We start from the raw sequence: 20,945 nt of genomic DNA, 5'->3' as shown, positions 1-20,945 counted from the left end.
ATGAAAAAACTTATTTTTATTGTTTGTGTATGCGCTGCAAATATAACGCTTCTAGCACAAAAACATGAGTTTCTGAAAATGCCAAAACTGACTGTTGAAGATTTAAAAAAATCAAAATCAGGAATTGACGAAAAGGCTCCGACAGAAATTCTTTACCGTTCTGTACATTACCGTGTAGATCCTTACACCGCACAGCTAGTTAAAAAGTATGCGTACCGGGTGAAAATTTATGATAAAGATAAATCTGAAGACTGGTTAAATCTTGAAATTCCGTTAGAGGAAAGTAGTTCAGGAAGCAAAGAAAGCTTGAATTCTATAAAAGCATATGTTTATAATCTTGAAAATGATAAGATTGAAGAAACTAAAATTGATAAAAGCTCAAAATTTAAATCGAAAGAAAATAAATACGTAACCATAAATAAATTTGCATTTCCTAATATTAAAAATGGATCTGTGATTGAATATCAATACGAAGTTTTTTCACCTTTTATCTATGAGATACCTTTGATATATATTGAATTAAATACTCCTTCTCTATACACAGAATATGTCCTGGATTCACCTTCAAATATGTCTTATCATGTAGATTTTACGGGTAATCTGATTCCAAAATACAGAAATGTAGGAAATGAATTTTTGTACGGCTCAGATTCTAAGACATATAGATTTGCTTATGAAAACGTAAAAGGATTTAAAACTGAAAAATTTGTAAAAAATAATGATAACTACAGAACGAAATTAAGAGCAGAACTTCACTCTATATTTGTTAATAATACATTAAAGAATTTCACATCTACATGGGAAGATATTAGGAAAACACTTTGGGATCATGAGAATTTTGGAATGCAATATAAGAAAAATAAACTGCCCAAAGATCTGCTTCCAAAAACGATTTCTCAAGAAAATGATCAATTAAAAAAAGCAAATGCTATTTTTGATTTTGTTAAAAATACATTTACATGGAACCAGATGAATGGGTTTTATACAGAAAATGGTATTAAAGAGCTCGCCAAGACAAAAACAGGAAATACGGGTGATCTTAATCTTATGCTGATTAATGCAATGAGGAGCGAAGGACTGAAAGCATATCCTATTTTGATCTCAACAGTGAGAAACGGTTTGGTAAATCTTTCATTTCCTAATATAGGAAATTTCAATTATGTAATTGCCGCTGTACAAATTGATAAAAACACTTATCTCTATGATGCAACATCCAAACAGTCAAAAGAAGGGATACTTCCTGGCAGAGTCTGGAATAGTAACGGACTTATTTTAAAAGATGAAAAGGCTGAAGTTATTTCCCTGAATAATATAAGAATGAGTCATGTTTATAAAACTATGAAGGCCAAAATTGATGATGACGGTATGGTAACAGGAATATATGAGGATAGAGATCATGGACTGTTGGCTCTGAATGCAAAGGAAAGTTATGACGAAAATCCCGATAACTATAAAAAGCAATACAAAGAAAATTTTTCAGTTGATTTCTCAGAGGTCCAGCCAAAAGTTTTAGAAGATGGTAATTTTGAGTCGACAATGAAATTTACGTCTAACAATATGATTGATAATATTGGAAAGAAAAAAATCATCAATCCATTATTATTTTTACATCAGAATTCCAGTGATTTTGATCAGCAGGAAGAGAGAAAGTATATGATTGATTTTATTTCTCCGATCAGTACAACAAAAACGGTAGAAATTGAAATTCCGGAAGGTTATGATGTGGTTGATCTTCCCAAAAGTAAAAAGATCGTCACAGACGATAAAGAAATTAGTTATTCTTACGTTGTAGAAAAGAAAGGTAATAAAATTGTCACCGTTTCATCATATAAGATTGCAAGCGCAGATTATCCTAAAGAATATTATCCTGCATTCAAGCAGATTTGGAAAGTAATTTCGGATTCAGAAAATCAGGTCATGAGTCTGATTAAAAAATAAATTCCGAATATTAATTGAAATATTTAAAAACCATTCATCTTTTGAATGGTTTTTGCATTGATCACCCAAATAATAAAATATGAAAAAGACGACCTTTTACCTAATGCTGTCTATTTTTTTCGCCGTTTCATCATGTAATAAAAAAGATTCTAAGAATATGGTCGGTCAGACAGAAAAAGTGGAACCTGCCCAATTTACCATCGATTCTGTGAAACTAAGCGACTCATCAAAAGTTAATAATTTGCTTACCATGAAATATGAATCTAAAATGCTGGTCTTTCAATCAATAAAAGATAAGGCACTGCTGGACAGTATCTATTTTGACAGGAAAGGGATTACAGATTATTCAAAACAAGGGCTTCAGGATTATATTGAAAGAGATAAAAATGAATATTTTGCTTCTGTGAAAAATAAAGATAACGACTGGATTGCAGATATAGAACGTCAGCAGACCTGGGATTCGGGTTCGTTTATGAAACTGAAATCTCATTACAACGATTTTCTTCAGATAGAATATTTATATTCATCTTATGAGGGGGGAGCTCATGGGAACTATGGTTTTGCGGAGCGTGTTTTTGATTTAAAAACGAACAGAAAACTGGAACTGAAAGATATCACAACCATGCCTAAGGGGAGATTAGAAGCTCTTCTGCTCAAAAACATAGATACGATGCCAAGCGGAACTACTGATTCTCAGGGAGCGGTGAAAAATTCAGATATGCTGTTACTGGAAACAATACCTGCTAACGAAAATTTTTATTTTGATGAAAAAAATCTTTATTTCCATTACAGTCCTTACGAAATCGCAGCGTATGCAGCAGGAGATATTGTTATTCCTGTTCCGTGGGAGGAACTGAAAGGAACCCTTACACCCCAGTTTAAAGATAGAATGAAAATTAATTAATATTAATGCTTCCGGATAAGGAAGCATTTTTTACTTTTGTGTCAATGGAAAAAGTAGCTTTTATCATCAATCCTTTTTCAGCGAAAAAGAATTATCACCCATTTCTCAATGAGCTGAAAAGGAAAATTGAAAACCCTCTGTATTATATTTCAGAATCAATTCCCGGTACTGAAGAATTTATGCATGAGCATTTCTCAGATACAGATATTTTTGTTGCCATAGGAGGTGACGGTACTATTTCGACGGTGGCTAAAAACCTTATTAACACAGATAAAATTTTAGCTATTTTTCCTGCAGGATCTGGAAACGGTTTTTCTAATGAAACCCAGTTCAGTAAAAATTTAGATGAGCTATTAGAAAAACTGAAACAAAAAAAATCCAGGAAAATTGATACTTTCACGGTCAATGATAGGCTTTCTATTAATGTTTCAGGAACCGGATTTGACGGTAAAGTGGTCAAGGAATTTGAAAAGACAGACCGGGGCTTCAAAAATTATATCAAAGTTTCGCTCAAAACATTTTTTAATTATAAACCGATCAAGCTGAAATTTAGAGACGAAAAGTATCAATCATACAATGGCAAATATCTGATGGTCAACATAGCAAACACCCGTCAGTTTGGTAATAATGCCTATATCGCTCCGATGGCAAGTAAAAGTGACGGATTGGTTGATATGGTTCTGGTTAAAAAATTTCCGTTGACCTACTCTCCACTTTTTGCCTTCAGAATGTTTACTAAGAAACTTAAGGAGGATGACTATATTACGTATCTTCCTGTCTCGGAAATTGAATTTAAAGTCAATACCAAAAACTGGCATTTAGACGGTGAATTCAATAAAATAAAATCACCTGTCCATATAAAAGTTCAGCCTTCCAGTCTTACTATTTTGATTTAGCAGATCATTAATCAGTTCAACTCCTTTCAGAAGAATTTTGCAATTCATTTTCTTGTTTGTCTCAGGTACTGCGTAAGCATGTTTGAGATCTTAAATAGGCAGATCTATTTGAGAACCTAAGTTTTTGACGTGCTTTTAGTTCTGAGTATTTACTGGAAAAATGAAATCTTCAGCGGGCACAAAAAAGCCTTCAATTAAGAAGGCTTAAAAACACAAATGATGAAAAAAAAATTACCATTATTCAATGATAATGTTCTACAAATCTATGAAAACAAAATGTAAAAACCTTATGTTTTCAATCATACGTTTGGAAAAACTCTTTTTTTAATAAAAATTAACTTTTTTTATGATTTACAGCTAGATTCAGACCTCTATTTTTTCCTCTATTTTATTAGGATGATCGAGGCAATACTGTAGTTGTTTCCTGTCAAGTTGCTTTTCCCAGTTGGCAACCACTACTGTGGCTACGGAGTTTCCTACCACATTCGTCAGTGCGCGGCATTCACTCATAAATTTATCAATACCTAAAATTAAAGTCATTCCTGCAATCGGAATTTCAGGAACGACTGCTAAAGTAGCTGCCAGGGTAACAAATCCTGCACCTGTAACTCCAGCTGCACCCTTTGAACTTAGCATGGCCACTAAAAGAAGCATTAGCTGTTTTTCCAGAGAAAGGTCGATATTCAAGGCCTGGGCAATAAATAAAGATGCCAGGGTCATATAAATGTTTGTACCGTCAAGATTGAAGGAATATCCTGTAGGAACAACAAGACCTACAATTGCTTTTGAACAGCCAGCTTTTTCTAGTTTGTCCATAATTCCAGGAAGTGCAGATTCTGAAGAGCTTGTTCCCAGTACCAACAGCAGTTCTTCTTTCAGGTAATACATAAGTTTAAATATATTAAAGCCATTATACCATGCTACTGAACCCAATACCAGCACAACGAATAAGATCGAAGTAATATAAAAGGTTCCAACTAAAAAAATTAAATTTAAAACAGATGCCAAACCGTATTTTCCTATCGTAAATGCCATCGCTCCGAATGCCCCTATGGGAGCAAGCTTCATCAGCATGTGGACGATCTTGAAAATGGGAGTGGCCATATCCTGTAAGAAGTCAGTAATTCTCTGACTTTTTTCTTTTGTAAGAACCAAGGCAACACCCATCAGGATTGCGACTAAAAGTACCTGAAGGATATTATCACCTACCAGTGGACTGAATAATGTTTCAGGGATGATATTCATCATGAATCCTGTTAACGTTGTATCATGTGCCTTTTGCTGATATTGTGATACATCTCCCGAAAGGCTTGCAGGATCAATATTCAGTCCGGAGCCCGGATGAAGTAAATTTCCGACAATTAATCCGATGATTAATGCCAGAGTGGAAAATGTAAAAAAGTAGATCATTGCTTTTACGGCAATTCTGCCAACCTTTTTGAGATCAGTCATGTGAGCAATTCCTAATGTCAGTGTAATGAAAATAACAGGAGCAATGATCATTTTCACGAGTTTAATAAAGCCGTCACCTAATGGTTTCATTTTTTCACCCAGCTCAGGATAAAAGTTTCCTAAAGCAATTCCGGCAATGATGGCAATAATAACCTGGAAGTAAAGTTGCTGATAAATTTTTTTCATATTCATGTTCAAATTAAAATATATTTAATAATGCAGAAAAATAAGAAAATATGCTTTAATAGGTCAGTTTTGTTAAAAAAAATTAGGCGAAGCCTGTGCCTTCGCCTAAACTGATTGATTATGTGCTGTTTCCGTAGCTGATAAAGAAGAATATTACCTCAAGGTAAGAGCATTTTTTACACCCCAAAGTTATTCCACTGCCACAGAATCATCCCCGCGCCCGTCTGCTACAGCATGAATATTTCCTGAATCATCGATTAAGATCATTTCTGTCTTACCCAAACGTTTGTCTCTTTCTGCCTTATAACCTAATTTTTCCAAATCTCTGATCGTAGATTCCGGAAAGTTTTTTTCAAAAGTGATAATTTCAGGAAGCCACTGATGATGAAATTTCGGAGCATTGACAGAAATATTGGCGTTCAGTTTGAAATCAACCACATTGACGATAGACTGATAAACAGAAGTTGGGATAGTTGTGCCACCGGGAGTTCCCACAACCATATAAGGTTTTCCGTTTTTCATGACAATGGTAGGAGTCATAGAAGAAAGCATTCTTTTATTGGGCTGAATAGAATTGGCTTCTCCGCCCACTGCTCCAAACATATTCGGAACTCCGGGTTTTACTGAGAAATCATCCATTTCATTATTCAGGAAAAAGCCTGCGCCGGAAACGAGTACTTTACTTCCGTAGTAGCCGTTAAGCGTTGTCGTTACCGAAGCTGCATTGCCTTCCTTGTCAATTACTGAAATGTGTGTGGTTTCTGTTGATTCTTTAGGTTGGTTAATGATTTTTCCGACATCAGCACTTGGTGTTGCCTTGCTGAAACTGAAATTTTTCCATCTGTTTTTTAAGTATTCCTCTGAAATCAGATAAGTGGTTTTATCATGAATAAAATCAGGATCTCCCATATATTCTGCACGGTCTGCGAATGCTCTTCTTTCAGCCTCTGCCATAATCTGAACGGCTTCGGTAGAGTTTTGCTGATATTTTCCTAAATTTTCAAAAGAGGCCATTTTCAGCATTTGAGCCAACAGGATTCCGCCGCTTGATGGTAATGGCATCGATACCACCTGATTTCCTCTGTAATCAAATTCCAGGGCTTTTCTTGCTGCAACCTTATAGTTTTTCAGGTCTTCAGATGTGATGATTCCGTTGCCTTTTTTCATTTCGGCAATCATAAGTTGTGCGGTTTTCCCTTCATAGAAACCTTTTAAACCGGATTTTTGAATCAATTTTAAGGTTTCAGCCAGTTCTTTCTGAACAAGAAGGTCGCCTGCTTTCCAGGGATGACTCTTTACAAAAACGATCGGTAACGGATTGTGTTTCTTAAAATTCTCCTGATTGGAATTTAATAAAGCTGCTTCCTGTTCTGTAATTGCAAACCCTTTTTCAGCCAGTTCGATAGCCGGCTGAATCAGTTTTTCCATCGGCAGCTTACCATGTTTTAACGTAGCAAAAAATCCGGCAACACTTCCGGGGATTCCCACTGCTAATCTTCCGTTTTGAGAAAGATCCGTGTTTGCTTTTCCTTTTTTATCCAGATACATATCTCTGGAAGCATTTTTAGGGGCGGTTTCTCGGTAGTCCAACGTGAATTTTTCGCCGTTATTTTTGACTCCGACTAAAAATCCGCCTCCTCCGATATTTCCTGCCTGCGGATACACTACGGCCAAGGCGTATTGAGTGGCTATAATTGCGTCATACGCATTCCCACCCATTCTCATCATTTTTGCTCCGGCTTCACTTGCCAATGGATGTGCAGAAACGACTACGCCTCTGTTCTTAACAGTAACTTCTTTTACGATGTTGATCTCTGTAAACTGCGCTGGCAGTGTACCGGATGAGATCAATAAGATGAATAAAACTTTCTTCATGATAAAAATTATATCCTAATTTACAATTTTGTTTTCTTATAGAGGGCAAAATCTTTATTTTTGCTTTTACTCATCTAATAAAAATAATACATAAAAAAATGGAGTCTTTCACGGAAAAAATATTGATTACGGGAGCTTTAGGTCAAATCGGAACCGAGCTTACCAACAGACTGGTAGAAATGCACGGAGCGGAAAATGTAGTTGCTTCAGGGCTGGACAGATATCAAAAAGGGATTACTTCTGCCGGCCATTATGAAAGAATGGACGTAACCAATACACAGTTGGTGAAGCAGGTGATTAAAGATTACGAAATTACGACGGTTTATCATCTCGCATCACTTTTATCAGGAACATCTGAAAAACAGCCTGTATTCGCATGGAAACTGAATCTTGAGCCACTTCTTCATTTTTGCGAAATGGCGAAAGAAGGTTTATTGCAGAAGATTTTTTGGCCAAGTTCTATTGCTGTCTTTGGTAAGGGAATTCCAAAAAATGATGTTGCGCAGGATGTTGTTTTAAATCCGACTACCGTATATGGAATTTCAAAAATGGCAGGTGAAAAATGGTGTGAATATTATTTTGACAAGTATGGAGTTGATGTAAGAAGTATCCGGTATCCAGGATTGATTTCATGGAAAACTCCAGCCGGAGGAGGAACTACTGATTACGCCGTTGAGATTTTTTATGAGGCAGTGGAAGAGGGGAAATACACAAGTTTCATATCTGAAGATACAGCCATGCCAATGTTATATATGGATGATGCTATCAATGCAACATTGAAATTGATGGCGGCTCCAAAAGAAAGTTTAACCGTTCGTTCGTCCTATAATCTTGGAGGAATGTCTTTCACTCCAAAAGAATTGGCAGCAGAAATCAAAAATGAAATTCCTGAATTCGTGATTGATTATCAGCCGGATTTCAGACAGGCTATTGCAGACTCATGGCCATCGTCAATTGATGATTCTGTAGCAAAAAAAGACTGGGGACTTTCTTACGATTTCGGAATTTCTGAGATGTCAACCGATATGATTAAAAATCTGAAGACAAAATTGAATAAATAATTTATAATAAAGTTTTACTTTAATTAAATATTATATTAACATCTGATTTTTAGTGTTTTAAAGTATTTAAATAAAATTTGGTTTAATGATATTACTGACCTTTAATTTAGTTTTAATCGAATCTGAAACCAAGAAAGGGATTCAGATTTCCCACGAAGAGAGGTTGGTAATCACAGAATCTAATACCAGAGCTGTTCTGAGAATATTAGAAATTCACGATATCAAAGCAAGTTTTTTTGTTGAGATTTCTCTTGTTGAAAAACTTAAAAATTTACTGAAAGCAATTTCTGCCCAAGGGCATGAAATTGCTTTTTACAATCAAAGCACTTCGGTAGAAAAACTGGAAGAAGTAAAAAAAACTACAGAAGACTTTCTGGAAAAACAGGTAAAGGGAATTCGTCAGAAAGAAGTCCGATTCTCCGGATCTGAGCTGAAGCTGATGGGATTCACTTATATTTCAAATATTGACCATTCGGATATTCTTTTCCCTTTTAAACGTCTTAAGAGAGATTGTGAAATCATTGAAGAAGATGGGATCAGCATTGTTCCCGAAAGTATTTCTCCCTACAGCCAACTGCCATATAATGATTTTATATTTCAGGTTTTACCTATGAAGTACTATAAGAATATGGTTTTTGAAACCCTGAAAAATGACGATTTTGTATTAGTTTATCTTGATGTATGGCAGTTCACTGATGTGGAAAAACATCAGTTTAAAGTTCCGTTTTACCGGAGATACAATACAGGTAAAAAAATGGAAGATAAGTTGGAGGCATTTCTGATGTGGGTTAATGAAAAAGAGATGGCGACTTCCAGAATGAAGGACTATGTATTCTAATAATTAAACTTATAAAGCAAAATTCGGGATTGATCGTGTTTTCACACGGTCAATCCCGAATTTTAAGTATAGATTCGTTATAATTAAGACAATTCGAAAAGTGTAATTTCAGGCAGTACACCCACTCTTCCCGGATATCCCAAAACTCCGAAACCTCTGTTCACGTAAAGCATTTTTCCTTCACTTTCATATAAATCTGCCCATTTCGGATATTTGTATTGTACAGGTGACCATTTGATGTTTTTCAGATCCAGTCCGAACTGCATTCCATGGGTGTGACCGGAAAGCGTCAAATGAATGTCTGCAGGATGTTTTTTAACCACATAATCGAAATGGGTAGGGTCGTGGCTCATTAAGATCTTTGCGGCGTTTTGTGGAATGTTTTCAAGCGCCATGTCGATTTTGCCGAATTGTGGGAAAGGTTTAAGTCCCCAGTTTTCAACACCCAGTATGTAGAGCTTTTCACCATTCCTGTCAATAAAACGGTTTTCATTTCTTAACATTTCAAACCCTGCCTGTCTTTCATATTCAATCAGATTGTCAAGGTTGACTTTTTTTGCTTCAGGCGAATCCCAGGTAACATAATCACCGTAATCGTGATTTCCCAGAACTGCAAACTTGCCGTCTCTGGCTTTGATTTTAGAGAAAAGAGGAATAAATGGTTTGAATTCTTCAGAAACATTGTTCACCATGTCTCCTGTAAATAATACAAGGTCAGGATTTTGCTCATTAATCAAATCAATTGCATGTTCCAGTTTGCCGGGATCAGAAAAGCTTCCGCTGTGAACGTCTGAAATCTGTATGATTTTGTATCCCTTAAAACTTTGAGGCAGATTTTTAATCGTTACTCTGACTCTTCTTACTTTATGCCGGTATTTACCAAAAGTAATCCCGTCAATAAACAGGGCTGATAGCACTCCTCCTAAACCAAGTCCCATAATGCTTAAGAATTTTCTTCTTTCCGGGAAGAAATTTTCGGAAGATCTTGTAAGACCAAATAAATACCCTCCTGTTCTGAAAATATCGTCGATCAGCAAAAACAGAACGATGAAAATTTTGGGTAAGATCAGAACCAGAAATAAAGAAATCATGATCTGTGCCCTCACTGTACTTCTGTCTGATCTTTGAAAGTGAGATACTTCATATGCAAAAAAACAGTATACAGCAATAGACAGGATGCAGTAGCCTGCCTTGATCCATGAATTGTCAGTAAGCGTTCTGATTGCCTGGTAGATATACACTTCCAAAAACAGGAAGATGGCTGCTATAATTAAGAAATTTCTCTGCATAACTGATTTTTAAAAAAGCACAAAAGAATTCCTTTTGTGCTTTTTATATTTTTTTAAATTAATGTAAGTTTTAAGGAAATTTATAAACGATCGCATTGATATTCATTCCGGCACCTACCGAGGTCATCACAATGTTCCCTTTTTCTTTAAACGATTGACCCTCCATTTTTCCTTTAATAATTAAATCAAACATTGTAGGAATCGTTGCAACGGAAGAGTTTCCAAACTGCTGAATGGTCATTGGAGAAATTGCATGATCATACTCTTTGACGTTATACAGTTTATGAAGTCTGTCGATCATGGCATAATCCATTTTTGCATTCGCCTGATGGATCAGGATTTTGTCGATGTTTTCTATAGATAATCCTGCGTCGTCAATAGTTTCTTTGATCGCTACTGGAACGTTTTTAAGTGCATATTCGTAGATTTTTCTTCCCATCATCCTGATGTAGATCTTCTGATCGTCAAAATCTTTGTTGATAGATATTCCGTTTCTTAAATATTCAAGTTCAGGGCCGTTGTCACAGATGGTGTTATGAGAAATAATTCCTACATTTTCCTCATCTGTTGCTTTTACAACAACTGCACCAGCACCGTCAGCGAAAATCATTTTATTTCTGTCATAAGGATCGGTAACGCGGCTTAGTGTTTCTGATCCTACGACAAGAATAGTTTTTGCTACCCCCGCTTTAATAAGATTGTCTGCCAGGATCATAGCTTCAACCCAGCCCGGACAGCCGAAAATCATATCATAAGTGATACATTTTCTGTTTTTAATGCCAAGATGATTTTTTACTCTGCCCGCCATATTAGGCATAAAGTTCGCAGCACCATTGGTTCCCACTTCGCCAAAATTACTTGCATAAATAATGTAATCAAGGTTTTCGCCATCTACTTTTGCATCCTCAAGAGCAATTTTAGAAGCTTCATAACCGATTTTTGAGTTGGAAGTGTTGTCATCGATATATCTTCTGTTTTCAATTTCTGTAATTTCTACAAATTTTGAGATGATTTCATCTGTCGGCTTGTCAATTTTTTCGCCTTCATCGGTATAGAATTCAGAATTTAGAAAATAATCTCTACCAATAACTCTGTCAGGAATATAAGATCCGGAACCAATAATGATCGTATTCGGCATTCGTTTAAATGATTTTATAAAGATGCAAAGTTAATAATTAATATTAATAAGAAAGAATTAAAAATATTATTAAATTTGCAAAAATTGTGTTTAACAATCTATGAAAAACAATCCGTCTTTAAAAGGATTACTTATCGCCTCAGCAGTATTTATAATTGCTTTCGGAGTGTATTTCTTTTTCTTAGCCAAAAAAAATTATTATCTGGTTGATAATCCTACTCCTGATACTTATTATTATAAGATTAATAATGGTTCCGAAGGAGTAATCTCAGGAGGTCAGTTTGTCAAAGTTGATCTCAATAAGGGAAGAAACTCCATAAAAGTTTTTAATCAAAATAAGAAATTACTTTATGATTCTGCATTTGAGGTAAATAAAGTAAGAGGATTGATCAACATTGCTCATAAGGATTATTATGTTAATGATCAATATTATGGGTACAATCTTAAAAAAGATTCATTACTTTTGGCGTTGGATAAAACCATCATTGATGGAAAACCGTATTTTGGAGGGGCCAGACACTTTAATAAGCTGTATACAGAAGATTTTTATTACAATGTAAATGAAGAATACGATCAGCTGATAAAGAATATTGACAAAGTAGAATCACGCTCCAAGATCTTCAGAAAACAGGATTACCTTAATTATTATAAAGAATATTACAAGTTTTGACAAACGATATCAACAAAGTAACGCCCTATAACTCTGAGGCTGCAAAAAAAAGCCAGGTAGAGGATATGTTCGACAATATAGCACCGAAGTACGATTTGCTCAATCATGTGCTTTCCATGAAAATTGATGTTTTGTGGAGAAATAAACTGGTTCGCATGATGAAGGAAGATGCTCCTCAGGAAGTTTTGGATGTAGCAACAGGAACCGGAGATCTTGCCATTGCAGTAGAAAAGGGAACCGATGCAAAAGTGGTAGGGCTGGATTTATCGCAGCAAATGTTAAATGTTGGAATTATTAAAATAAAAAAACTTAAATTAGACGGCAAAATTTCTATGCAGAAAGGGGATGCAGAAAATTTACCTTTCGAGGACAATAGATATGATGCTGTTTCCGTTGCATTTGGAGTGAGGAATTTTGAAAACCTAATCAAAGGGTTGTCAGAACTGAGAAGGGTGTTGAAGGAAAATAAAAGTTTATATATTCTTGAGTTTTCAAAAGTGGAAGGTTTTCTAGGCCCGTTTTATATGTTTTATTTCAAAAATATATTACCGGCAATTGGAAGACTCGTTTCTAAGGATAACAGGGCTTACACATATCTGCCGGATTCTGTTAATGCTTTTCCTTACGGAGAAAAAATGAGACAAATACTTTTAGACACAGGATTTAAAAAAGTAGAATATAAAAAATTAAGTTTAGGTATCGCCACAATTTATAAAGCAACAAAATAACCTATGAATAAATTTCTATTAAAAGCTCTGGTTTTAGCCTCAGTTAGTATTGCAACTTTTGCAGACGCTCAATTTAGAACTCGTAACAGGATGGATAAGCTGGAAGATTTTGACCAGCAAAAATTCAGTTGGGGTTTTTATCTGAATGGCAATATTCTGGACTACCGGATCGTCCTTAATCCAAGATACGGTATGAATGCAAATCAGAACCTTGTCAGTTCAAAATCAAGCACCAGTTTCGGAGCAGGTCTGATTGCAAAATTCAGACTGAATGATTATCTGGATGTAAGGGTAGAGCCAGGTTTACAGTTTGCTCAGAGACAGTTAATATTCAATACTCAGGGAAATGATATTTATCAGAATGGAACTTTAACAAATCCTCCGTTCACTCCTATTTTTTTGACAGAAAAAGACAGGGTAAGAGAAATAAAATCAACTTTGGTAGATGTTCCTGTATTGCTTGAGCTTCATGGGGAAAGATGGTACAACTCAAGACCCTACATTGCTGCCGGGGTAAACTATATCGTAAATTTACAGTCTAACTCTGATTCAGAGGATGATAATCAACAGCAGGTTTTCAGATCGACAACACACAACTTTGCGTGGTCGGCAGAAATGGGAATTCAGTTTTACTTCAATAAATTTAAACTGACTCCTGCTGTGAGAGGAACGTTTTTCATGAATAACGAAATGGTTGCGGATAATGCAACAACGCCGCCCTACTGGTCAGCAGCAGTATCTACTTTACAGACAAGAGCCATCATGTTTGTTCTGAAATTTGAGTAGTATTACATAAAATTGAAACATAAAGGAGATGCCATGGCATCTCCTTTATGTTTTTAGTCAAAATATAGAGACTTTTATTTTTGTGAGTGTTTTTATTTTCATATTTTTGCTTTTAGTTAGAATAATTAGAAACCTGAAATGCTTCAAGAATTAGAAAACAATTTTTCAGAACTGGAAAAAAAGATTTTGAATCTTCATAAGAGCCACCAAAATCTTTCTGAAAAATTATCGGAACTGAATCGTGAGCACGAAGACCTGAAGAAGAAATATGATGAAGAGAGGAAGAAAAATCAGGTATTAGCAGAAGAACAGAAAAATATAAAATTGTATTCAGCAATATCAGGGAATCCTGAACACAACAGACTCATGAAAAACCATATCAACAGATTGGTGAAAGAAGTGGACTTTTGTATTGCGCAGCTTCAAAACAGTGGACTATAATGGAGGTAAGGAGAATAACCATCAACATTGCAGGAAGAGTATATCCGCTGAATGTACCCGCAGCAGAGGAAGAAACTCTGCGGAAAGTGGGAAAGCAGATTGAAAACATGATTAAGGATTTTGAACAGAATTTTGATGTAAGAGATAAACAGGATGCTTTGGCAATGTGTGCCCTTAAACTTGGAACCAATGCAGAAGTGGTATCTCTTAACTACGAAAAAAATATACATTCAACCAACGAAAGATTAGTGAAAATTAATCAGACGCTGAATGAAACCGGAAAATAAATTTTTCCGCAAAAACCTGCCTACAGTAATTCTAACACATTAAGGTAAACTCAACACTAAACAATTAATGTTCGAAAGTCTTTTCAATGGCGTGCTGCATTACGCAGATTACAGAGAGAAGAAATCAGATCAAATCGTGGAGATCAGGAGTTTACTCTAAATCACTGGATTATTGTAGGCTTTTTTATTTTAAATTTAGACAATTAAAACTCAATATATATATGACAACAGCCATAATAGTCGGCATTATTTGTTTAGTAGCAGGTGCTGTTTTAGGAATGTTATTTTCTAAAAGCTCCCTGAATGCCAAAGGCAAATTTATTATAGACGATGCAACCAAAAATGCCGAAAACCTTATAGAGAAAGCTAATGTACAGGCCGAATCGATAAAAAAAGAAAAAAATCTACAGGCTAAAGAAAAATTTCTTGAACTGAAATCCCAGCATGATGCAGATATTCAGACCCGTGAAAGGAAAATGCAGGAAGGAGAGAAAAGGGTTAAAGACAAAGAAAACAAACTGAACGACGAACTCAGCAAAGCAGGTAAGCTTGAAAAAGACTTAGACAGACAGATTGCTGATTATGCAAAGAAAACTGAAGTCCTGGAAAAGAAACAGCAGGAACTTGACTCTGCTGTATCCAGAAAAGTAGAAATGCTCGAGAAAATTTCAAATTATACCGCTGAAGAGGCTAAATCAGAATTGGTGGAGACGATGAGAGCAGAAGCCAAAACAAGAGCGCAGGCACATGTTCAGAGCATCATGGAAGAAGCTCAGCTGAATGCTAAAAGTGAAGCCCGAAAAATCGTTATTCAGACAATTCAGAGAATCGGAACGGAGCAGGCTATTGAAAATTCAGTGTCCGTTTTCAATATTGAATCTGATGAGGTTAAAGGAAGAATCATCGGTAGAGAAGGAAGGAATATCCGTGCCCTGGAAGCAATGACAGGAGTGGAAATTATCGTTGATGATACTCCGGAAGCAATCCTTCTTTCATGTTTCGATCCTGTAAGAAGAGAAATTGCAAGACTGTCCCTTCACAGGCTGGTAACAGACGGTAGAATTCACCCTGCAAGAATTGAAGAGGTCGTTGAGAAAACAAGGAAAATGATAGAAGAAGAGATCATAGAGGTTGGTAAAAGAACCATTATTGATCTTGGAATCCACGGTTTACATCCTGAATTGGTGAAAATCGTAGGTAGAATGAAATACCGTTCTTCTTACGGGCAGAACCTTTTACAGCATTCAAGAGAAGTGGCAAACATTGCCGCAACCATGGCTGCAGAATTAGGTCTGAATGTGAAAATGGCTAAAAGAGCCGGTCTTTTACATGATATCGGTAAAGTTCCTGAACAGGAGTCTGAACTTCCGCACGCTTTATTAGGAATGCAGTGGGCAGAGAAATATGGTGAAAATCCTGAAGTGATCAATGCGATTGGAGCTCACCATGACGAAGTGGAAATGACCTCTCTGTTATCTCCGATTATTCAGGTTGCAGATGCAATTTCAGGGGCAAGACCCGGAGCAAGACGCCAGGTGCTGGAATCTTATATCCAGAGACTGAAAGATCTTGAAGCAGCCGCATTGAGCTTTGAAGGAGTATCGAGTGCCTATGCAATCCAGGCGGGTAGAGAATTGAGAGTAATGGTTGAAAGCGGAAAAGTGAATGACGAAATAGCTTCACAGCTTTCTTATGATATTTCAGAGAAAATTCAGAATGAGTTAACTTATCCCGGACAGGTAAGAGTTACCGTAATCAGAGAAACAAGAGCCGTAAATATCGCCAGGTAATACGCTTTAAAATTGATATTACAGAAGAACCTTTCAAATTTATTTGAAAGGTTCTTTTTTATATATCCATATACTGAGTAAACATAGTCCAATACGGTAATGAATAATTATCATAATAAGTTGAATTATTATTTGGAACTTTCATTTTTATTGTTAAATTTGATAACTAAAATTAAAACCAAATTATTATGTTAAATGAAATTTTAAAAAATGCTAAGAAACTGAAAAGTTCAGAACTGAAAGACATCGTAGGAGGTTCCGGAAACGGAGGAACTCCTGATTTATCTTTATGCGGTTGCAATTGTGACGGAACATTAAGCGGACCAAAATACTGCGGGCAGTATATTGGATGCCTTCAGGTTATCAGATGCAACGATCAGTACTAAAATATCAAAAAAGAAAGGCTTCTGTATATATTATAGAAGCCTTTTTTATTGTACAGTTTTATATCTTTATTTATTAAAGAAAAATGGGTGACCTGTGATATATTTTTTGCTCAGCAGAATGCTTTCAAAAATGTCCTTATCACTTGAATCCTGTTCTAAAAACCAATATTCTAAGCCAGCTTTCTCAGCTGCTGCAAATATTCTTTTAAAATCAATCATTCCAAATCCTACTTCAGTAAATGTTCCGGTTTCTTTTTGCATATCCTTCACATGCCATAAAGCAAATCTTCCGGGATATTTTTGAAAATAATACAGGGGGTCAAAACCTGCCTTTACAATCCAATAAAGATCCAGTTCCATTGTGACCAGGTCGTTTGATGTGTTTTCTAAAATAAAATCATAAATAACCGTTTTATCATTCAGTTTTTCAAATTCAAATTCATGATTATGATAGGCAAACTGAAGACCTGACTGTTTCGTAATTTCAGCTGATCTGTTAAGCAGATCAGGAAGTTTTCTGTAATTTTCATAAGTCCTTTCTTCTGGAACCAGATAAGAACAGACCAGATATTCAGATCCGATAAATTGTAGATCATCAATACTTTGTTCCCAGTTATTGAGAAGTGTCCCTGCTTCATTTCTTATCACTCCTGTCTGATGATGGGAACTGATTACCTTTAAACCGGTATTGTTGAGGATCGATTGAAACTCGTTTCTGTTTTTACCAAAGAAGGTTCCGTCGTATCCGTAAATTTCCAGATCTGTAAAGCCTAATGCGGCTATTTTTTCCAAAGCGATCTCCGGATTTTTAGAAATGGCTTCTCTGATCGTGTACAGCTGGATAGCTAACCGGTGGTTTTTTTTCATTGAATTTGAAATTCCACAAGAATATAATCCCAGAAAACCTGCAGATGAAAGTTTCAAAAAATCTGCTCTATTCATTATTTTAGTTTAAAGAAAAGGTTTCATCTCATCTTCGATCTGCGTTCTCAATTCCATCAGTCGTTTCGCATACATTTCCTGTTGCTTATCTTCATTGGTCTCAGGAATCCATTTCGGAACAGGAAGTTTTTTCCCGTTTTCATCAACAGCCACAAAAACGATAATGCAGTGTGTTTTCTTGTCAAAAACAGGTTGTTTGAGATTTCGTGAGAATACATTGATAGAAATATGCATACTGGATGAACCGGTATAGATTACCTGTGCTTCGACTTTCACAATTTCACCGATTTTGATGGGCTCGTAGAAACGGATGCCTCCTACATATACCGTAACCGAATAATTTCCGCTCCAGGTGGTGGCGCAGGCATATCCAGCCTGATCAATCCATTTCATAACACTTCCACCATGCACATTTCCACCGTAATTTACGTCCGAAGGTTCTGAAATAAACTGAAAAGTAACTGGTTTGTTATCCATATTTTTTAAAATTTTAATAAAGATATTCATTAAATATCATAAAGTGAAATTAAATAGTCCTTTTCCCATATTAAAGTGGTATCTTGTAATAATATACAATTCGGAACGTAAAATTTAAAAAATAATTAATATATATATAGATGAAGAAAGTATTTTATCTTAATAGTTGTGACACATGCAGAAAAATTTTAGCAAAATTTGATCTGAGAGACTGGGAGATGCGCGAAATAAAAAAGGAGCCTATCACACAGGAAGAAGTGGAAGCAATGCATAAAATCACGAATTCTTACGAGGATTTATTCAGTAAAAAATCGACTCAGATAAAATTGAGAGAGCTTGATTTGAAAACAATGGGAGAAGATGATTTCAAAGAACTGTTATTAGATCATTACACCTTTTTGAAGCGCCCGGTTTTCCTCACTGATACGGAGATTTTCATCGGAAACGATAAGAAAAACATTGAAAATCTAAGAGCACATTTCAACGGAAATAATTAAAACTCTTATTTGTCAAAAAAAGTAAAAACCACAGAACAGTCTGTGGTTTTTTATGTCTTTAAATCAGAAACGGCATAGCATAAGCTTATAATTCCGGTTTGATTTTTACAGTCTGATTTTACACAAAAGGCATCTTAACGACTTTTGCAGGAATATCTTTATTTCTTACCCTGATAAAGATTTCAGAATCCAATTTAAAATGAGGCTTATTCACATAAGCGATTCCCAAACCTATTTTTTTCATTGGCGACTGCGTTCCTGAAGTTACTTTTCCAATTATATTTCCTTCCGCATCAACCACATCGTAATCATGTCTCGGAACCCCTTTATCCTGTAATTCGAACCCAACGAGTTTTTTGTTGATTCCTTCTTCTTTCTGTTTTGCAAAAATTTCTTTAGATACAAAGTCCTTATCAAATTTTGTGATCCAGCCTAATCCGGCTTCAATCGGAGATGTTGTATCATCGATGTCCATACCATAAAGACAAAATCCTTTTTCCAATCTCAAAGTATCTCTGGCGGCTAATCCACATGGGATAATTCCTTCATTTTCTCCTGCTTTTATGATCTCATCCCAAAGCTGTTCAGCATTTTCATTTTTAAAATAAATTTCAAAACCACCGCTTCCCGTATAACCGGTATTTGAAATGATCACATCCTCTACTCCTGCCACACTTCCTACTGTAAAATTGTAATAAGGAATTTCTGAAAGATCCGTTTCTGTCAGTTTCTGAAGGATTTCAGCTGCTTTCGGTCCCTGAACTGCCAAAAGAGACATTTCATCTGATGCATTCGTCATCTTTGCTCCGAAAGTATTGTATTTTGAAATATGATTCCAGTCTTTTTCAATATTGGAAGCGTTGACTACCACAAAATATTTGTCATCTTCCATTTTGTAAACAATAAGGTCATCTACGATTCCTCCATTTTCATTCGGAAGACATGAATACTGGGCCTTTCCGTTCACCAGTGCATCAAGGTTATTGGTTGTAACGTACTGAAGAAGTTCTTTTGAACCTGCTCCTTCGATAAAAAACTGTCCCATGTGAGATACATCAAACAATCCTGCTTTTTCTCTTACTGCAAAATGTTCTTCAGTTACTCCGGAATATTGTACAGGCATATCAAATCCTGCAAAAGGGACTATTTTCGCTCCCAAAGAAACGTGTTTGTCATACAAGGCTGTTTTTTTCATAGGTAGATTTATAATTTTTATTGTTCATATCCATTCGCATCACAGTATCGAATGAGGCGGTTCTGATATTTTATTTTTTGATTTTAAAACTGTCAAAAGTTTCATTAAAAACTTTCATGTAATTTCCATTCCAGTATTTTTTCTGACAGTTGATGCTTACAATATACAATTCTTTATTTTTCTGAAATACTTTGGTAATCCAGAACAGATTTTCATTATCATCAAAATATTCGTAAAAATATTCTGTGTAACCCTTTTTGCTGCTTCCGCTTTTCACGTTTTTCTCATCATCTGTAGAATTGTGCAGGGCAAGAATGAATTTTTTTGTTTCTGATTTGGGAAGTTCCAGGTCATGATATTCTGAAATGGTTACTGCACCGATCTGGTTAGTCGGAAAAATATTGACAATCCCTTCGTCATTGGTTGCTTTCCATGTGTCAGGCATCGTAATAGAGTAGTTTTCACTTTCAAAAAATTTCTTATCTGACTTTTGGGAAAATAAGAGCAGAGAGAAAAAAAGAGTCGAAATAAATATTATTTTTTTCATGATATCATCTAAAAATTGTGTTTGTATTCTTCCAAAATGATTTTAAACCATTCCGTAAACCGTTCCGGATATTTTGATATTTCATAATCCAGATCTTTTAATGAAATATAGCGAACTTCTTTTACTTCATTTTGATTTAAATTAAAATCGCTATTATAAGTTCCGGTAAAAACATGGTCAAGCTCATGTTCCCAAAGTCCACCGCCCACGTCTGCTTTATAAATGAAATTAAATTTTTCTGAAAGTTCGGTTTCAATTCCTAATTCTTCTTTTATTCTTCTCTGAGCTCCTTCAAGATAGGTTTCTTCTTTACGGGGATGCGAACAGACCGCATTTGTCCATTGGTCAGGGGAATGGTATTTCTGTGAAGCACGCTTCTGTAAGAGCATTTCTCCCTGATCATTAAATAAGAAAACAGAAAATGCACGGTGAAGCAAACCATTGATATGAGCCTGCTGTTTTTCCATCAAGCCTAAAACTGCGTCATCGGGATTTACTAAAACTACATATTCTTCCATTCCTACAAATTTAAGTTTAAATGATGATTTTGTAAAATATTTGTTTGAATTTTTTAATATTTATGAAATATTGGCTTTTTTTTAAGTAAAAATAAGCTGTCAAT

The 20,945-nt window shown here is 35.5% G+C and carries 22 protein-coding genes; 13 read left to right on the top strand and 9 right to left on the bottom strand.

Features of this window, described 5'->3' with window-relative positions:
- The 3 genes from AC2A07_RS04110 to AC2A07_RS04100 all read left to right on the top strand — a co-directional run bounded on the left by AC2A07_RS04110 (position 1) and on the right by AC2A07_RS04100 (position 3,738).
- Positions 1-1,938 carry a transglutaminase domain-containing protein gene (locus AC2A07_RS04110; RefSeq protein ID WP_484049338.1) on the top strand — a complete coding sequence of 646 codons (1,938 nt, stop codon included), beginning with the start codon at positions 1-3 and terminating at the stop codon, positions 1,936-1,938.
- Between the two features lie 79 nt (positions 1,939-2,017).
- Complete coding sequence (locus AC2A07_RS04105) at positions 2,018-2,842, top strand: DUF3298 and DUF4163 domain-containing protein (protein WP_484049337.1); 825 nt, start codon at positions 2,018-2,020, stop codon at positions 2,840-2,842.
- Positions 2,843-2,847: 5 nt separating this feature from the next.
- Positions 2,848-3,738: a diacylglycerol/lipid kinase family protein gene (locus tag AC2A07_RS04100; protein WP_484049336.1), complete on the top strand. Its 891-nt coding sequence runs from the start codon at positions 2,848-2,850 to the stop codon at positions 3,736-3,738.
- A 363-nt stretch (positions 3,739-4,101) separates the two neighbouring features.
- Here the strand turns inward: AC2A07_RS04100 and AC2A07_RS04095 are convergent, their stop codons facing one another.
- Together AC2A07_RS04095 and ggt are read right to left on the bottom strand one after the other, a co-directional pair.
- Positions 4,102-5,382: a dicarboxylate/amino acid:cation symporter gene (locus AC2A07_RS04095; RefSeq protein WP_484049335.1), complete on the bottom strand. Its 1,281-nt coding sequence runs from the start codon at positions 5,380-5,382 to the stop codon at positions 4,102-4,104.
- A 183-nt stretch (positions 5,383-5,565) separates the two neighbouring features.
- On the bottom strand, positions 5,566-7,251 hold the full coding sequence (ggt, locus tag AC2A07_RS04090; protein WP_484049334.1) for a gamma-glutamyltransferase: 1,686 nt from the start codon (positions 7,249-7,251) through the stop codon (positions 5,566-5,568).
- Positions 7,252-7,349: 98 nt separating this feature from the next.
- Here ggt and AC2A07_RS04085 point away from each other — a divergent pair, with 98 nt between their 5' ends.
- Positions 7,350-8,312, top strand: coding sequence for an NAD-dependent epimerase/dehydratase family protein (locus AC2A07_RS04085; protein ID WP_484049333.1), 963 nt, complete (start codon positions 7,350-7,352; stop codon positions 8,310-8,312).
- Between the two features lie 85 nt (positions 8,313-8,397).
- Complete coding sequence (locus AC2A07_RS04080) at positions 8,398-9,150, top strand: polysaccharide deacetylase family protein (RefSeq protein WP_484049332.1); 753 nt, start codon at positions 8,398-8,400, stop codon at positions 9,148-9,150.
- An 83-nt stretch (positions 9,151-9,233) separates the two neighbouring features.
- On the opposite strand, the gene AC2A07_RS04075 is transcribed toward AC2A07_RS04080, so the two are convergent.
- The gene (locus AC2A07_RS04075; protein WP_484049331.1) at positions 9,234-10,439 is read right to left on the bottom strand and encodes a metallophosphoesterase; all 1,206 of its coding nucleotides are present in this window, start codon (positions 10,437-10,439) and stop codon (positions 9,234-9,236) included.
- Positions 10,440-10,509: 70 nt separating this feature from the next.
- Entirely contained in the window at positions 10,510-11,577 is a 1,068-nt protein-coding gene (locus tag AC2A07_RS04070; RefSeq protein WP_314496387.1) for a ketoacyl-ACP synthase III, read from the bottom strand.
- A gap of 100 nt (positions 11,578-11,677) precedes the next feature.
- Between AC2A07_RS04070 and AC2A07_RS04065 the strand changes: the two genes are divergently transcribed.
- From AC2A07_RS04065 to AC2A07_RS04035, 7 genes are all read left to right on the top strand, one after another.
- A complete protein-coding gene (locus AC2A07_RS04065) occupies positions 11,678-12,247 on the top strand; it encodes a hypothetical protein (protein ID WP_484049330.1) in 570 nt (189 codons plus the stop codon).
- Positions 12,244-12,975, top strand: a complete 732-nt coding sequence (ubiE, locus tag AC2A07_RS04060; protein ID WP_484049329.1) for a bifunctional demethylmenaquinone methyltransferase/2-methoxy-6-polyprenyl-1,4-benzoquinol methylase UbiE — start codon at positions 12,244-12,246, stop codon at positions 12,973-12,975. The genes AC2A07_RS04065 and ubiE overlap by 4 nt, the downstream gene beginning before the upstream one ends.
- 3 nt (positions 12,976-12,978) lie before the next feature.
- A complete protein-coding gene (gene porT / locus AC2A07_RS04055; protein ID WP_484049328.1) occupies positions 12,979-13,761 on the top strand; it encodes a type IX secretion/gliding motility protein PorT/SprT in 783 nt (260 codons plus the stop codon).
- A gap of 138 nt (positions 13,762-13,899) precedes the next feature.
- A complete protein-coding gene (locus tag AC2A07_RS04050; protein WP_484049327.1) occupies positions 13,900-14,202 on the top strand; it encodes a hypothetical protein in 303 nt (100 codons plus the stop codon).
- Entirely contained in the window at positions 14,202-14,489 is a 288-nt protein-coding gene (locus AC2A07_RS04045) for a cell division protein ZapA (RefSeq protein WP_314496373.1), read from the top strand. Before AC2A07_RS04050 ends, AC2A07_RS04045 begins: the two co-directional genes overlap by 1 nt.
- Before the next feature lie 221 nt (positions 14,490-14,710).
- Positions 14,711-16,279, top strand: coding sequence for a ribonuclease Y (gene rny, locus AC2A07_RS04040; protein WP_484049326.1), 1,569 nt, complete (start codon positions 14,711-14,713; stop codon positions 16,277-16,279).
- Between the two features lie 188 nt (positions 16,280-16,467).
- A complete protein-coding gene (locus AC2A07_RS04035; protein WP_314496368.1) occupies positions 16,468-16,665 on the top strand; it encodes a hypothetical protein in 198 nt (65 codons plus the stop codon).
- 66 nt (positions 16,666-16,731) lie between these two features.
- Here the strand turns inward: AC2A07_RS04035 and AC2A07_RS04030 are convergent, their stop codons facing one another.
- Together AC2A07_RS04030 and AC2A07_RS04025 are read right to left on the bottom strand one after the other, a co-directional pair.
- On the bottom strand, positions 16,732-17,607 hold the full coding sequence (locus tag AC2A07_RS04030; protein ID WP_484049325.1) for a sugar phosphate isomerase/epimerase family protein: 876 nt from the start codon (positions 17,605-17,607) through the stop codon (positions 16,732-16,734).
- 9 nt (positions 17,608-17,616) lie between these two features.
- The gene (locus AC2A07_RS04025) at positions 17,617-18,084 is read right to left on the bottom strand and encodes an acyl-CoA thioesterase (RefSeq protein WP_484049324.1); all 468 of its coding nucleotides are present in this window, start codon (positions 18,082-18,084) and stop codon (positions 17,617-17,619) included.
- Between the two features lie 140 nt (positions 18,085-18,224).
- Here AC2A07_RS04025 and AC2A07_RS04020 point away from each other — a divergent pair, with 140 nt between their 5' ends.
- The gene (locus AC2A07_RS04020) at positions 18,225-18,581 is read left to right on the top strand and encodes an arsenate reductase family protein (protein WP_129534108.1); all 357 of its coding nucleotides are present in this window, start codon (positions 18,225-18,227) and stop codon (positions 18,579-18,581) included.
- 118 nt (positions 18,582-18,699) lie between these two features.
- Here the strand turns inward: AC2A07_RS04020 and gcvT are convergent, their stop codons facing one another.
- The 3 genes from gcvT to idi form a co-directional block, all read right to left on the bottom strand.
- Positions 18,700-19,776 (bottom strand): glycine cleavage system aminomethyltransferase GcvT, encoded by a 1,077-nt coding sequence (gene gcvT, locus AC2A07_RS04015; RefSeq protein WP_484049323.1) that lies wholly within the window; start codon positions 19,774-19,776, stop codon positions 18,700-18,702.
- 70 nt (positions 19,777-19,846) lie between these two features.
- Positions 19,847-20,323, bottom strand: a complete 477-nt coding sequence (locus AC2A07_RS04010) for a hypothetical protein (protein ID WP_314496355.1) — start codon at positions 20,321-20,323, stop codon at positions 19,847-19,849.
- 8 nt (positions 20,324-20,331) lie between these two features.
- Positions 20,332-20,841 (bottom strand): isopentenyl-diphosphate Delta-isomerase, encoded by a 510-nt coding sequence (gene idi / locus AC2A07_RS04005; RefSeq protein ID WP_484049322.1) that lies wholly within the window; start codon positions 20,839-20,841, stop codon positions 20,332-20,334.
- Between the last annotated feature and the right edge of the window lie 104 nt (positions 20,842-20,945).

The organism is Chryseobacterium sp. HNCC26DJ238 (assembly GCF_057180465.1).
The sequence above is the reverse complement of the archived record's forward strand: the minus strand, read 5'-3'. Positions and strand labels throughout refer to the sequence as shown.

Coding starts and splice junctions, on each gene's coding strand:
- AC2A07_RS04080 (WP_484049332.1), top strand. CDS start 8,398: ATGATATTACTGACCTTTAATTTAGTTTTAATCGAATCTGAAACCAAG.
- AC2A07_RS04020 (WP_129534108.1), top strand. CDS start 18,225: ATGAAGAAAGTATTTTATCTTAATAGTTGTGACACATGCAGAAAAATT.
- AC2A07_RS04030 (WP_484049325.1), bottom strand. CDS start 17,607: ATGAATAGAGCAGATTTTTTGAAACTTTCATCTGCAGGTTTTCTGGGA.
- gcvT (WP_484049323.1), bottom strand. CDS start 19,776: ATGAAAAAAACAGCCTTGTATGACAAACACGTTTCTTTGGGAGCGAAA.
- idi (WP_484049322.1), bottom strand. CDS start 20,841: ATGGAAGAATATGTAGTTTTAGTAAATCCCGATGACGCAGTTTTAGGC.
- AC2A07_RS04010 (WP_314496355.1), bottom strand. CDS start 20,323: ATGAAAAAAATAATATTTATTTCGACTCTTTTTTTCTCTCTGCTCTTA.
- porT (WP_484049328.1), top strand. CDS start 12,979: ATGAATAAATTTCTATTAAAAGCTCTGGTTTTAGCCTCAGTTAGTATT.
- AC2A07_RS04050 (WP_484049327.1), top strand. CDS start 13,900: ATGCTTCAAGAATTAGAAAACAATTTTTCAGAACTGGAAAAAAAGATT.
- AC2A07_RS04105 (WP_484049337.1), top strand. CDS start 2,018: ATGAAAAAGACGACCTTTTACCTAATGCTGTCTATTTTTTTCGCCGTT.
- AC2A07_RS04075 (WP_484049331.1), bottom strand. CDS start 10,439: ATGCAGAGAAATTTCTTAATTATAGCAGCCATCTTCCTGTTTTTGGAA.
- AC2A07_RS04110 (WP_484049338.1), top strand. CDS start 1: ATGAAAAAACTTATTTTTATTGTTTGTGTATGCGCTGCAAATATAACG.
- rny (WP_484049326.1), top strand. CDS start 14,711: ATGACAACAGCCATAATAGTCGGCATTATTTGTTTAGTAGCAGGTGCT.
- AC2A07_RS04100 (WP_484049336.1), top strand. CDS start 2,848: ATGCTTCCGGATAAGGAAGCATTTTTTACTTTTGTGTCAATGGAAAAA.
- AC2A07_RS04070 (WP_314496387.1), bottom strand. CDS start 11,577: ATGCCGAATACGATCATTATTGGTTCCGGATCTTATATTCCTGACAGA.
- AC2A07_RS04025 (WP_484049324.1), bottom strand. CDS start 18,084: ATGGATAACAAACCAGTTACTTTTCAGTTTATTTCAGAACCTTCGGAC.
- AC2A07_RS04065 (WP_484049330.1), top strand. CDS start 11,678: ATGAAAAACAATCCGTCTTTAAAAGGATTACTTATCGCCTCAGCAGTA.
- AC2A07_RS04035 (WP_314496368.1), top strand. CDS start 16,468: ATGTTAAATGAAATTTTAAAAAATGCTAAGAAACTGAAAAGTTCAGAA.
- AC2A07_RS04085 (WP_484049333.1), top strand. CDS start 7,350: ATGGAGTCTTTCACGGAAAAAATATTGATTACGGGAGCTTTAGGTCAA.
- AC2A07_RS04095 (WP_484049335.1), bottom strand. CDS start 5,382: ATGAATATGAAAAAAATTTATCAGCAACTTTACTTCCAGGTTATTATT.
- ggt (WP_484049334.1), bottom strand. CDS start 7,251: ATGAAGAAAGTTTTATTCATCTTATTGATCTCATCCGGTACACTGCCA.
- AC2A07_RS04045 (WP_314496373.1), top strand. CDS start 14,202: ATGGAGGTAAGGAGAATAACCATCAACATTGCAGGAAGAGTATATCCG.